The following is a 13,935-nucleotide window of genomic DNA, read 5'->3' as shown; positions in this document are numbered from 1 at the left end:
TTCAGAACTTTTAACCGTCATGTTGCTGAAAACCAGGTTCCATTACGCCAGTGACGACGCCAGATAACCGCCAGTGAAAGCCCGCGCAGCGCCAGAAAGACGGTTAACGCCAGCCATAAACCATGGTTACCCAACCACGGCAGCGTAAGGAGCGTCAGCGCAAAACCTGCGGCGGCCACCGCCATACTATTGCGCATTTCGGCAGCGCGCGTTGCGCCAATAAACATACCGTCCAGCAGATAACACCAGACTCCCACCAGCGGTAAAATAACCTGCCAGATTAGGTAGCGATCGGCCAGATTCTGGATCTGCGTTAACGACGTTAGCAACGCGATGATATGTTCACCCGCCAGCAAATAAACCACCGAAAACAACAATGCCACGATCCCCGACTGGCGGCACGCTGCGCGCCAGACATCCAGTAACTGGCTACCGTCGCGCGCACCATACGCCTGACCGGAGTGGGCTTCAACCGCGTAGGCAAAACCATCCAGCGCATAGGCAGTAAAGGTGAGTAGCGTCATCAGGACCGCGTTGACGGCAATAATATCGCTCCCCAGTCGCGCACCAAGAACCGTTATTGCGCCAAAACAGAGTTGTAGCAGCAGTGAGCGCAGCATAATGTCGCGGTTAAGCGCCAGCAAGCGACGGAAGTTTCCACGCCAGGCTGTTTTCAGCATTTCGCCGGAGATACCACGTAGTATGAGGATTTTACGCACCATGAGCAGACCAATCAGCAATGTTGCATATTCCGCAATAACCGTCGCCAGCGCCGCGCCCTGCACGTTCATATGCAGCCCCATCACCAGCCAGACATCCAGCACAATGTTGAGGATATTGCCAACCACTAACAAAATCACTGGCGCGCGGGCATATTGCACGCCGAGCAACCAGCCGAGCAGCACCAGATTCGCCAGCGACGCCGGTGCGCTTAACCAGCGAATTTCAAGAAAGCGCCGCGCCTGTTCCAGAACAGCTTCGCTACCACCAACAATATGCAGCGCCAGCTCGATAATCGGCGTACGCAGTAACGCAATCAACGCTCCGGCCCCCAGTGCCAACAGCAACGGCTGCACCAGCGCACGCGCCAATGCCTGAGGATTTTTGGCACCATAAGCCTGTGCAGTAAGCCCGGTAGTGCTCATACGCAAAAACAGCAACAGCATAAAGAGAAAACTTGTCGCCGTTGCGCCAACCGCCACGCCGCCCAGATAAACCGGACTATCAAGATGACCAATGACCGCCGTATCAACCAGTCCCAGCAAGGGAACGGTGATATTGGAGAAAATCATGGGTAAAGCCAGATGCCAGAGTGCTTTATCAGATGAAGTGAGGAATGCCATGCAGACAAGCCTGATGAAGAGAGATTAAAAACAAACCGCGATGCCAGGCGGCATCGCGGTATCAGAGATAGATTACAGCCAGTCGCCGTTGCGAATAACACCAACCGCCAGCCCTTCAATGCTGAAGCTCTGCTGACGAAGGTCAACGACAATTGGTTTAAACTCGCTATTTTCTGGCAGAAGTTCGACTTTATTACCCTGTTTTTTCAGACGCTTAACGGTAACTTCGTCATCTATACGCGCGACAACGACCTGACCATTACGCACATCCTGGGTTTTATGCACTGCCAGCAAGTCGCCGTCCATAATGCCGATATCTTTCATCGACATTCCGCTGACGCGCAGCAGGAAATCAGCATTCGGCTTGAACAAGGAAGGATCGACCTGATAATGACCTTCAATATGCTGCTGCGCCAGAAGCGGTTCACCGGCAGCCACACGGCCCACCAACGGCAACCCTTCTTCCTCTTCCTGCAACAGACGAATCCCGCGCGATGCGCCGGAAACAATTTCAATCACGCCTTTGCGTGCCAGCGCCTTCAGATGTTCTTCAGCCGCGTTTGGGGAACGGAACCCCAAACGCTGCGCGATTTCCGCACGCGTCGGCGGCATACCTGTCTGGCTGATGTGATCACGAATGAGATCAAACACCTCTTGTTGCCTGGCCGTTAACGCTTTCATTCCGCCCCCTGGGTGTATATACAGTTATGCTGTGAGTATATACAGCAAAAGGCGATTTTGGAACCATAAACTACACAATAAACCAGAGATTTATCGAATTCTGGAAGGGTTATCCAAAATGTGACCATAACAGAATGACCCAGGTAATCACGGCGACGATAATGGCGATCAGCACCGCAGCGGACCCCATATCTTTTGCCCGCCCGGAAAGCTCGTGGTATTCAGAGCCAATTCGATCAACCACCGCTTCGATGGCGCTATTGAGAATTTCCACAATCATCACCAACATGACGGAGCTAATAAGCAGCACGCGGGTAATCGCGTCCACATCCAGCCAGCAGGCGATGACCACCGCCAACAATACCGCCACGCCTTCCTGACGGAATGCCGCTTCGTTGATCCATGCAGCACGTAAACCTTTCCAGGAATAGCCAGCGGCTTTGATAATTCGAGTGAATCCAGTGGTATTATTGGCCATTGAAAGAACCTTTTTACATTATGAGCGTCAATATCAGTGTACCGTTGAATCCGATGATTCCGGTAGCGTAGCGCCGCGCGAAACATGAGCGGATACCACAGAATTTCCCATGACTTTCTGCTATCCTTCCCGCGCATTTGCATTATTAACCAGAGGCTTTACATCGTTTATGTCCGGCTGGCCACGAATTTACTACAAATTACTGAATTTACCATTAAGCATCCTGGTAAAAAGCAAGTCTATTCCGGCAGATCCTGCCCCGGAATTGGGGCTCGATACCTCTCGTCCAATTATGTACGTTTTACCGTACAACTCAAAAGCGGATTTGCTGACGTTGCGCGCCCAGTGCCTGGCGCATGACCTGCCTGATCCATTAGAGCCGCTGGAGGTAGACGGTACGCTACTGCCGCGCTATGTGTTTATTCATGGCGGGCCGCGTGTTTTCACCTATTACACGCCGAAAGAAGAGTCTATTAAGCTGTTCCACGACTATCTCGATCTGCACCGTAGCAACCCAAATCTGGATGTGCAGATGGTGCCTGTATCGGTGATGTTTGGTCGTGCGCCAGGGCGTGAAAAAGGTGAGGTTAACCCGCCACTGCGCATGCTCAACGGCGTACAGAAATTTTTCGCCGTGCTATGGCTCGGTCGCGACAGTTTTGTGCGTTTCTCTCCGTCAGTTTCGCTGCGCCGTATGGCGGATGAACACGGCACGGATAAAACTATCGCTCAGAAACTGGCACGCGTGGCGCGCATGCACTTTGCCCGTCAACGTCTGGCTGCCGTGGGTCCACGTCTGCCTGCTCGTCAGGATCTGTTTAACAAGCTGCTCGCCTCCCGCGCCATTGCCAAAGCGGTAGAAGATGAAGCACGCAGCAAAAAAATCTCCCATGAAAAAGCGCAGCAGAACGCGATTGCGCTGATGGAAGAGATTGCGGCGAATTTCTCTTACGAGATGATCCGCCTGACTGACCGTATTCTGGGCTTCACCTGGAACCGGCTTTATCAGGGCATCAACGTCCATAATGCCGAACGCGTTCGTCAGCTGGCCCACGACGGTCATGAGCTGGTGTATGTGCCATGCCACCGTAGCCACATGGACTACCTGCTGCTTTCTTACGTGCTGTATCACCAGGGGCTGGTGCCACCGCATATCGCCGCCGGGATCAACCTGAACTTCTGGCCTGCCGGGCCGATTTTCCGCCGTCTGGGTGCGTTCTTTATTCGCCGCACGTTTAAAGGCAATAAGCTCTATTCTACGGTTTTCCGTGAGTATCTCGGCGAACTGTTCAGCCGTGGTTATTCCGTCGAGTACTTTGTGGAAGGCGGTCGTTCGCGTACAGGCCGTTTGCTGGACCCGAAAACCGGTACGCTGTCGATGACCATTCAGGCGATGCTGCGTGGCGGTACACGTCCGATTACGCTGATTCCGATCTACATCGGTTATGAGCACGTCATGGAAGTGGGTACTTACGCCAAAGAACTGCGCGGCGCGACGAAAGAGAAAGAGAGCCTGCTGCAGATGCTGCGCGGTTTAAGCAAGCTGCGTAATCTCGGTCAGGGCTATGTCAACTTCGGTGAACCAATGCCGTTGATGACCTACCTTAACCAGCATGTACCAGACTGGCGTGAATCTATCGATCCCATCGAAGCGGTGCGTCCGGCCTGGTTAACGCCGACGGTCAATAACATTGCTGCCGATCTGATGGTTCGCATTAACAACGCAGGCGCGGCAAACGCCATGAACCTGTGCTGTACTGCGCTGCTGGCGTCACGTCAGCGCTCACTCACCCGCGAGCAGTTAACCGAGCAACTCAACTGCTATCTGGATTTAATGCGCAACGTGCCTTACTCCACGGACTCTACCGTTCCTTCAGCCAGCGCCAGCGAGCTTATCGATCACGCGCTGCAGATGAACAAGTTTGAAGTTGAGAAGGATACTATCGGCGACATCATCATTCTACCGCGCGAGCAAGCGGTGCTGATGACCTACTATCGCAACAACATTGCGCATATGTTGGTGCTGCCTTCGCTGATGGCGGCAATTGTCACCCAGCATCGCCACATCTCCCGCGACGTTTTGATGGAGCACGTCAATGTGCTTTACCCAATGCTGAAAGCGGAGCTGTTCCTGCGCTGGGATCGCGACGAGTTGCCGGGCGTTATTGATGCGCTGGCGAATGAAATGCAACGTCAGGGGCTAATTACACTGCAAAATGACGAGCTGCATATCAATCCGGCGCATTCCCGCACGCTTCAGTTGCTTGCCGCAGGCGCGCGCGAAACGCTGCAACGTTATGCCATCACTTTCTGGCTGCTGAGCGCCAACCCGTCGATCAACCGCGGTACGCTGGAGAAAGAGAGCCGCACCGTGGCGCAACGTCTCTCCGTGCTTCACGGCATCAACGCACCGGAGTTCTTCGACAAAGCGGTGTTTAGTTCTCTGGTGCTGACGCTGCGTGATGAAGGGTATATCAGCGACAGCGGCGACGCCGAACCGGCAGAAACGATGAAGGTTTATCAGTTGCTGGCGGAGTTGATTACGTCCGATGTGCGCTTAACGATTGAGAGTGCGACGCAAGGCGAAGGGTAACTGATGAGAGTTGCCAGATGTATCCGGCCTACCATGACCTGCAAATTCAATAAATTGCGATATGTTATGTAGGCCTGATAAGCGCAGCGCATCAGGCATGCTTTTCACAGAAAAAAAGCCGGATGACCATGACCATCCGGCTTTTTTACATCATCAGAAATGCCAGTAACTCATTGCCAGCCCTAAAAACAGCACCAGGCCAACATAGTTATTATTCATAAATGCTTTAAAGCAGGCTTCACGCTCGCGGTTGGCAATCAGTTTTTGTTGATATACAAACAGCGCGCCCGCGACCAGAATTGACCAATAATATCCCCAGCGTAAGCCATTTAACTCGCCGATAATCGCCATCAGCACCAGCACGCCAATCTGCAAAATACCGATAATCAACTTATCGTATTGGCCGAACAAGATAGCGGTGGACTTAATGCCAATCTTCACGTCATCGTCACGGTCGACCATCGCATATTGCGTGTCGTAGGCCACCGCCCACAGAATATTGGCAAGGAACATCAGCCAGCAGCTTAACGGCACCGATTCACTCACCGCGGCAAAAGCCATTGGAATCGACCAACCAAACGCCGCACCCAGCACCACTTGCGGTAAATGGGTATACCGCTTCATAAACGGGTACACCCACGCCAACGCCAGTCCGGCAATCGACAACAAAATAGTCATCGTATTCAGCGTCAGCACCAGTAAGAACGAAATTAGCACCAGTACCACAAACAGCGCACGCGCCTCTTTCTCCGTCACCGCACCGCTGGGAAGCGGTCGGTTTGCCGTGCGCTTAACATGACCGTCAAACTTACGGTCAGCATAGTCATTCACTACACAACCGGCGGCGCGCATCAGCCAGACGCCAGCGACAAACACCGCCAGAATCCAGAGTTGGGGAACACCTGGGGTCGCCACCCACAGCGCCCACAACGTTGGCCAGAGCAGCAGTAACGCGCCTATTGGCTTATCCGTACGCATTAAGCGATGAAACGCCAGCAGCTTATTCTGCGTCAGACTCCACTCCATATTTTTTTCCTCTTAGTACAACGGTGACGCCGGTAAAAACAGTTCAGTCAGCAACAGCGGCTTACCGCTTAATCGCAGGCGGGAACGGCGCCCCCAAAGTCCGGCATCACGGCCTATCTCAATAAAGTCCCGGGTTAATGTCGATGATGTGAACAGATAACGTCCTAATGGCGTTTTACCCAATTTTTGTAACGCCAGCTCAGGGCCACTTAATGTTGATACAGGAACGACGGTACGCCCGGCAAGCCAGGGTTCCCCATCGGCACATAGCAAAATTTCACGTAACCAGTAACGGGATTCTTTCGGCAGCAGCGGTAATTCTTCGGGGATTTCATTCTGTTCGACAAATCCTTCGCGGATCATCGTCACGCTCACCGTTTTTCCCTGCTGTTCAAAACGTTTAGTCATGGAATCTTCCAGCAACAACCAGTCGAGCAGTTGCGGTTCCAGCGCAGGGATCTCTGCAAAATAGCGCAGCGCACGCAGTTGCGTTAACGCGGGGTGTGACATGCCGAACTCTCCGTTACATAACGTAAAGGCATTGTATCGCAGAAAAGCGATAACGGGAGATGTAAAGCATATTAAGTGATCTAATACGCAACAATCACGCAACAATCACTGGGGGGAGAAAAAAAGGTGCGCCAGAAGACGCACCAGTTGTTGCAAAATCAGCACTGTGGGGCGTAATTACCCCTTGCCTTTTACACTGCTGATAAAGGTGGAACGGGCAGATGTCGATCCCAGGCGTTCAGCTTCATCAAGCAGTTTTAACGCCTTATCAACATCACCTTTCGCGACAGCGTTTTTGATCGCGGTATTAAAATAACTTTCCGTGTCGTTGAGCATAGGTTCGCTTTTCTTCGCTGACACTGGAGCAGGCGCAGCTACGGCTGGCGCTGCCGTGTTGCCTACCGTAACCGGAGCAGGAGCGGAAGAACCAAACAGCGGCCCCACCAGCACACTGGAGCTGGAGTTCGTTTTCACTTTCAGTTTCAGCAGGCCATCGGTGGTATGACGAGCAACCGGGTCTGGAATATCCGGCACCGAGTTACCGACGCCTTTGGCATAGGCTTTTGCCGGGTCGAGCAGTTGGGTCGTCTGCTGGAGATCTTTTTCAGTGGTAAAGACCAGAACATAAAGTTTTTGCTGTCCCAGTGCTGGCGTCAGGCGCATCACTCCTTCCAGACGATCTGCGCTCATGACGCCGGGTTCCTGGTAGGTGAAATAACTGCTGGGGAAGAAGGCTGATGGGGTCATGCTCTGATCAAGAATCAGCACATTTGGCGCAAATACACTGGTTTGTTTGTTCACTTCGCTGGTCAGCGTTAGGGTCAGTTCGCCAATGTTTGCCGGAACGCTGTATGCCGCAACCGGACCACTGATACCAGGAACGTTCAACCGTTGGCCGCCAGTCGCTAATTGGGTAGTCTGAGTTTTGGATTGTTCGACTGGTGTCCAGGTTAATTGTTGTAGCGCGGCAGATGGAATAGCTGGTGCGTCACTGGTGTTTTGCGGTACGTAGTTGACGTCGGCGAGGCTAATTCCAGGCGCGCTCGCCAGCAACCCTGCTGATAAACAGAGGGCGATGAGACTTTTATTCATTTTCATTGTTTTCACCTCAAAATCTGGAGTTCAGCGGTAGCCAGGCAATAGCGCGCTAAACCGATAATCAGAGGGGCTTGCGCCCCTTATAGATAATGACAACGTGTTTTTATGCCGGATGCGGTGCAAGCACTTTATCCGGCCTACATTCGGCAACAGTTGTCGGCCTGATAAGACGCGACAGCGTCGCATCAGGCGCTGGTTGCCGGATGCGGCGTGAATGCCTTATCCGGCCTACGCTTTGTTATTACCACCAGATTTCCATCTGGGCGCCGAAGGTCCACTCATCGCTATCACCGCGACCGAAGCTACCGCCTTCGAAGTTCGCCGGAACGGCTTTACCGTAGTTCGGGTTGGAAGAGGAACTACCGTTGTAGTCATAGCCCCATTTCTCATCCCACTTGGCGTAGGTCGCGAAGACACGAATAGCCGGACGTGACCAGATGCTGTCGCCAGCCTGCCATTGTTGTGCGAAGGTAATTTTGTACTGATTGTTCTTGTCGCCAGTGCGCTGGGATTCGACGTTGTCGTAGCCGATCTCCATCAAGGTGCTCATGATTGGCGTCCACTTGTACATCGGGCGAATACCGACAGTCCACCACTTGGTGCCGTTATCGTTATCCCAGTTGATGTCCTGATACATACCCACGTACATCATGTCCCAGTTGTCGCCCATCGAGATCGCACCGTGATCAAGAATACGCAGCATGTGACCGTTGTTGTTGATGTTGTAGGCAAAGTGTTCGTTATCAAACGCGACGCCAGAGCCCTGCGACAGACCTTTACCCTGCGAGGTCATCGAGTCAGTTGCGTACTGAACAACAAACTTGTTGAAGCCCTTCAGGATGCTCTGAGTATGTTCAGCAGTGAATAACCAACCGTCTTTCGATGCACCATCAACCAGACGATAGTTATCACGTAGGTTAGCGCGACCGTAGTCGACCCCCAGTTCTAATGTGCCACCCGGGTTAATTTCCATCTGCGCTAAACGCACGTCGAAAACATCGTTCGCGGTTTCGTTGGTATAGTCATAGATATTGTTGCTGGCGAAAGAAGACGAACCGCCCGCTTCAGAAGAACGCGTTGCTGCCAGAGAGAGCTTACCGAAGCCAACATCGATGTTTTCCAGACCGGCACCAGGACCAGAAATATCCCAGTAGTAGAAGTCGATCATATGAACGTCATGACGTTGATAGAAACGCTTACCCGCCCAGATGGTGGAACCAGGCAGCCATTCAATCAGGTTTTTACCCTGCACGTTCGCTTCACGGAAGGCCGGATCGGTGGCTTCCCAGTCATTCTGTTGTGCTACGGAATAGGCCACGTTAGTGTCGAAATAGAAGCTCTTATCGCCCTCTTTCCACACTTCCTGTCCCAATTTTAATTCAGCGTAAGTTTCACATTCGTTACCAAGACGGTATTTACTTTGAGCACCGGTAGTCTGGAAACACTGTTGTTCACCGCCGCTCCCTGTCCAGCCGATACCGGAACGAGCGTAACCGTGGAAATCCACAGCCATTGCCTGAGCAGACATTACGCCCGCTGCGACGGCAACCGCCAGAGGAAGTTTGCGCAGAGTAATCATCATTCTATCTCCTGAGTCATTGCTTTTCTTTTTTCACATCACCTGTCACAGGTTTTGTGTCTTTTGTAGGGTGCTTAAACGCCCGGCTCCTGATGCAGTCGACGACACGCAGTGCCATCTTCACGGAACAGATGGCAACGCTCTGGCGGCAGGCCGATAGCGAATGTGGCACCTTCTTCTACCAACACCACGTCAGACTGGCGGTACACCAGGTTTTGACGAATGGAAGGGATCTGGATATGAATTTGGGTTTCGTTGCCGAGTTGCTCGACGACCTGAACTTCACCTTCAAGGATGACGTCGGCGATATCACTTGGCAGTAGATGTTCCGGGCGAATACCCAGTGACATGTTGGCTCCGACCTGAACGTTGTGGCTTTCAACCGGAAGCCAGACTTGCTGGAGGTTTGGCATCGGCAGCTCAACCTGAACTTGATCGATTGCAACGGCGGTCACTTTTACCGGTAAGAAGTTCATTTTCGGCGAACCAATAAAACCAGCGACAAAGCGGTCTGCCGGATAGTGATACAGTTCGAGTGGTTTCCCGACCTGCGCCACGCGCCCGGCATCCAGCACCACGATTTTATCGGCCAGCGTCATCGCCTCGACCTGATCGTGGGTGACGTAAATCATCGTGCGGCCCAGACGTTTATGCAGGCGGGAGATTTCGATACGCATCTGCACACGCAGCGCAGCGTCAAGGTTGGATAGCGGTTCATCAAGTAAAAACACGCTTGGCTCTGCCACCAGTGTTCGACCAATCGCCACTCGCTGACGCTGCCCGCCGGAGAGCGCCTTCGGTTTGCGATCAAGCAAGTGCGCCAGTTGCAGTACTTCCGCCACCTGGTTAACGCGCTGGTTGATCACATCTTTCTTCGCGCCCGCCAGTTTCAGGCCAAAGGACATGTTTTCTGCCACTGACAGATGGGGATAGAGCGCATAGGACTGGAACACCATTCCGACGCCGCGTTCGGCTGGTGGGGTGTCGTTCATTCGTTTCTCACCGATGAACAGGTCGCCGCTGGTAATTGTCTCAAGGCCGGCAATCATGCGCAGTAACGTTGATTTACCGCAGCCAGATGGCCCGACAAACACCACAAATTCGCCTTCGTGGATCTCGAGATTGATATCTTTCGATACCACGACCTCACCCCAGGCTTTCGTTACATTTTGCAGCTGTACGCTCGCCATGCCCTTCTCCCTTCGTTACAACCTGTCATCGACAGCAACATTCATGATGCGGTGACTATGCTTGATCGACTGATGGCTTAAATCCTCCACCCCCAGGCTTTTTTATGGGGGAGGAGGCGGGAGGACGAGAAGAAGGCATCTGCATACTAATCCGATGAAAAGTACGGAAATTCGTGAAGTTGCTTGCAAAAATCATGGCGATTTTATGTGCGCCAACCCGCAATACTGCTATTTCTGTGATGGAGATCACACAAAGCAAAGGTGGGGCGTAGGGGCAAGGAGGATGGAAAGAGGTTGCCGTATAAAGAAACTAGAGTCCGTATAGGTGTTTTCACAAGCACTTCACCAACAAGGACCAGAGATTATGAAAATAAAAACAGGTGCACGCATCCTCGCATTATCCGCATTAACGACGATGATGTTTTCCGCCACGGCTCTCGCCAAAATTGAAGAAGGTAAACTGGTAATCTGGATTAACGGCGATAAAGGCTACAACGGCCTCGCTGAAGTCGGTAAAAAATTCGAGAAAGATACTGGAATTAAAGTCACCGTTGAGCACCCGGATAAACTGGAAGAGAAATTCCCTCAAGTTGCGGCAACTGGCGATGGTCCGGACATCATCTTCTGGGCGCACGACCGCTTTGGCGGCTACGCCCAGTCAGGCCTGCTGGCTGAAATTTCCCCGGACAAAGCGCTCCAGGACAAGATATATCCGTTCACCTGGGATGCCGTGCGTTTTAACGGCAAACTCATTGCTTACCCGATTGCCGTTGAAGCGTTATCGCTGATTTATAACAAAGATCTGCTGCCGAACCCGCCAAAAACCTGGGAAGAGATCCCAGCGCTGGATAAAGAACTGAAAGCGAAAGGTAAGAGCGCGCTGATGTTCAACCTGCAAGAACCGTACTTTACCTGGCCGCTGATTGCTGCCGACGGTGGTTATGCGTTCAAGTATGAAAACGACAAATACAACGTGAAAGACGTTGGCGTGGATAACGCTGGCGCGAAAGCGGGTCTGACCTTCCTGGTTGATCTGATTAAAAACAAACACATGAATGCGGATACTGACTACTCCATTGCAGAGGCAGCCTTTAACAAAGGTGAAACTGCGATGACCATTAATGGTCCGTGGGCATGGTCTAACATCGACACCAGCAAAGTGAACTACGGTGTGACGATGCTGCCAACCTTCAAGGGACAACCGTCCAAACCGTTCGTTGGCGTGCTGAGCGCAGGCATTAACGCGGCCAGTCCGAACAAAGAGCTGGCGAAAGAGTTCCTCGAAAACTACCTGCTGACCGACGAAGGTCTGGAAGCGGTGAATAAAGACAAACCGCTGGGTGCCGTGGCGCTGAAGTCTTACCAGGATCAGCTGGCGAAAGATCAACGTATCGCCGCCACCATGGATAACGCCAAGAACGGTGAAATCATGCCGAACATCCCGCAGATGTCCGCCTTCTGGTATGCCGTGCGTACCGCAGTAATCAACGCTGCCAGTGGTCGTCAGACCGTTGATGCCGCGCTGAAAGATGCACAGGGTCGTATCACTAAGTAATGCTTGAAATGCCGGATGCGGCGTGAACGCCTTATCCGGCCTACGAAAACGAAACGTATGTAGGCCTGATAAGACGCACCTGCGTCGCATCAGGCATTGATTGCCGGATGCGGCGTGAACGCCTTATCCGGCCTACGAAGCCGAAACGTATGTAGGCCTGATAAGACGCACCTGCGTCGCATCAGGCATTGATTGCCGGATGCGGCGTAAACGCCTTATCCGGCCTACGAAGCCGAAACGTATGTAGGCCTGATAAGACGCGTCAGCGTCGCATCAGGCAGTTGTTGCCGGATGCGGCGTAAACGCCTTATCTGTCCTGGAATGAGGAAGAACCCCATGGATGTCATTAAAAAGAAACATTGGTGGCAAAGCGACGCGCTGAAATGGTCAGTGTTAGGTCTGCTCGGTCTGCTGGTGGGTTACCTTGTTGTTTTAATGTACGCACAAGGGGAATACCTGTTCGCCATTACCACGCTGATTTTGAGCTCAGCGGGGCTGTATATTTTCGCCAACCGGAAAGCCTACGCCTGGCGCTATGTCTACCCGGGAATGGCCGGGATGGGGCTATTCGTCCTCTTCCCTCTGGTCTGCACCATCGCCATTGCTTTTACCAACTACAGCAGCACTAACCAGCTAACTTTTGAACGTGCGCAGGAAGTGTTGCTAGATCGCTCCTGGCAAGCAGGCAAAACCTATAACTTTGGTCTTTACCCGGCGGGCGATGAGTGGCAACTGGCGCTCACCGACGGCGAAACCGGAAAAAATTATCTCTCAGACGCTTTCAAATTTGGCGGCGAGCAAAAACTGCAATTGAAAGAAAGCGCCACACAGCCTGAAGGCGAGCGCACGAATCTGCGCGTGATTACCCAGAATCGTCAAGCCCTGAGCAACATTACCGCCATTCTGCCGGATGGCAACAAAGTGATGATGAGCTCCCTGCGCCAGTTCTCCGGCACTCAGCCGCTGTACACATTAGGCGATGACGGTACGCTGACCAATAACCAGAGTGGCGTAAAATATCGTCCAAACGACCAGATTGGTTTTTACCAGTCCATCACTGCTGACGGTAACTGGGGTGACGAAAAACTCAGTCCGGGTTATACCGTGACTACTGGCTGGAAAAACTTTACCCGCGTCTTCACCGACGAAGGGATCCAAAAACCGTTCCTTGCAATTTTCGTCTGGACCGTAGTGTTCTCACTTATTACCGTCTTTTTAACGGTGGCGGTCGGCATGGTGCTGGCGTGTCTGGTGCAGTGGGAAGCGTTGCGCGGCAAAGCGGTCTATCGTGTCCTGCTGATTCTGCCCTACGCAGTGCCATCGTTTATTTCAATTTTGATTTTCAAAGGGTTGTTCAACCAGAGCTTTGGTGAAATCAACATGATGTTGAGCACGCTGTTTGGCGTGAAGCCCGCCTGGTTCAGCGACCCGACCACCGCACGAACGATGCTGATTATCGTCAACACCTGGCTGGGTTATCCGTACATGATGATCCTCTGCATGGGCTTGTTGAAAGCGATTCCGGACGATCTGTATGAAGCCTCAGCGATGGATGGCGCAAGTCCGTTCCAGAACTTTTTTAAGATTACGCTACCGCTGCTGATTAAGCCGCTCACACCGCTAATGATCGCCAGCTTCGCCTTTAACTTTAACAACTTCGTGCTGATTCAACTGTTGACCAACGGTGGCCCGGATCGTCTTGGCACCACCACGCCAGCCGGTTATACCGATCTGCTCGTTAACTACACCTACCGTATCGCCTTTGAAGGCGGCGGGGGTCAGGACTTCGGTCTGGCGGCAGCAATTGCCACACTGATCTTCCTGCTGGTAGGTGCGCTGGCGATAGTGAACCTGAAAGCCACGCGAATGAAGTTTGATTAAG

General features: G+C 52.6%; 11 protein-coding genes. 3 read left to right on the top strand and 8 right to left on the bottom strand.

The features are described 5' to 3' along the window. Positions 1-17 precede the first annotated feature (17 nt). From dinF to dgkA, 3 genes are all read right to left on the bottom strand, one after another. Positions 18-1,343: an MATE family efflux transporter DinF gene (gene dinF, locus FEM44_RS12095; RefSeq protein WP_135523530.1), complete on the bottom strand. Its 1,326-nt coding sequence runs from the start codon at positions 1,341-1,343 to the stop codon at positions 18-20. A gap of 72 nt (positions 1,344-1,415) precedes the next feature. Continuing rightward, entirely contained in the window at positions 1,416-2,024 is a 609-nt protein-coding gene (gene lexA, locus FEM44_RS12090; protein WP_064525560.1) for a transcriptional repressor LexA, read from the bottom strand. Between the two features lie 109 nt (positions 2,025-2,133). Further along, positions 2,134-2,502 carry a diacylglycerol kinase gene (gene dgkA, locus FEM44_RS12085; RefSeq protein ID WP_135523529.1) on the bottom strand — a complete coding sequence of 123 codons (369 nt, stop codon included), beginning with the start codon at positions 2,500-2,502 and terminating at the stop codon, positions 2,134-2,136. Positions 2,503-2,671: 169 nt separating this feature from the next. Here dgkA and plsB point away from each other — a divergent pair, with 169 nt between their 5' ends. Further along, positions 2,672-5,095 (top strand): glycerol-3-phosphate 1-O-acyltransferase PlsB, encoded by a 2,424-nt coding sequence (plsB, locus tag FEM44_RS12080; RefSeq protein WP_135523543.1) that lies wholly within the window; start codon positions 2,672-2,674, stop codon positions 5,093-5,095. A gap of 153 nt (positions 5,096-5,248) precedes the next feature. On the opposite strand, the gene ubiA is transcribed toward plsB, so the two are convergent. From ubiA to malK, 5 genes are all read right to left on the bottom strand, one after another. Next, the gene (gene ubiA / locus FEM44_RS12075; RefSeq protein ID WP_135523528.1) at positions 5,249-6,121 is read right to left on the bottom strand and encodes a 4-hydroxybenzoate octaprenyltransferase; all 873 of its coding nucleotides are present in this window, start codon (positions 6,119-6,121) and stop codon (positions 5,249-5,251) included. 12 nt (positions 6,122-6,133) lie between these two features. Next, complete coding sequence (ubiC, locus tag FEM44_RS12070; RefSeq protein ID WP_000019214.1) at positions 6,134-6,631, bottom strand: chorismate lyase; 498 nt, start codon at positions 6,629-6,631, stop codon at positions 6,134-6,136. A 177-nt stretch (positions 6,632-6,808) separates the two neighbouring features. After that, positions 6,809-7,729, bottom strand: a complete 921-nt coding sequence (gene malM / locus FEM44_RS12065) for a maltose operon protein MalM (RefSeq protein ID WP_135523527.1) — start codon at positions 7,727-7,729, stop codon at positions 6,809-6,811. Positions 7,730-7,970: 241 nt separating this feature from the next. After that, positions 7,971-9,311 (bottom strand): maltoporin LamB, encoded by a 1,341-nt coding sequence (lamB, locus tag FEM44_RS12060; protein ID WP_135523526.1) that lies wholly within the window; start codon positions 9,309-9,311, stop codon positions 7,971-7,973. 71 nt (positions 9,312-9,382) lie between these two features. Then, positions 9,383-10,498 carry a maltose/maltodextrin ABC transporter ATP-binding protein MalK gene (gene malK, locus FEM44_RS12055; protein WP_135523525.1) on the bottom strand — a complete coding sequence of 372 codons (1,116 nt, stop codon included), beginning with the start codon at positions 10,496-10,498 and terminating at the stop codon, positions 9,383-9,385. Between the two features lie 364 nt (positions 10,499-10,862). Between malK and malE the strand changes: the two genes are divergently transcribed. Further along, positions 10,863-12,053 (top strand): maltose/maltodextrin ABC transporter substrate-binding protein MalE, encoded by a 1,191-nt coding sequence (gene malE / locus FEM44_RS12050; protein WP_135523524.1) that lies wholly within the window; start codon positions 10,863-10,865, stop codon positions 12,051-12,053. Positions 12,054-12,389: 336 nt separating this feature from the next. After that, positions 12,390-13,934: a maltose ABC transporter permease MalF gene (malF, locus tag FEM44_RS12045; RefSeq protein ID WP_135523523.1), complete on the top strand. Its 1,545-nt coding sequence runs from the start codon at positions 12,390-12,392 to the stop codon at positions 13,932-13,934. Position 13,935: the final 1 nt, after the last annotated feature.

Origin of the sequence: Escherichia sp. E4742, from assembly GCF_005843885.1 — a bacterium.
Lineage (GTDB): Bacteria > Pseudomonadota > Gammaproteobacteria > Enterobacterales > Enterobacteriaceae > Escherichia.
Note: the sequence above shows the minus strand (reverse complement) of the source record. Positions and strands in the feature narration are given on the sequence as shown.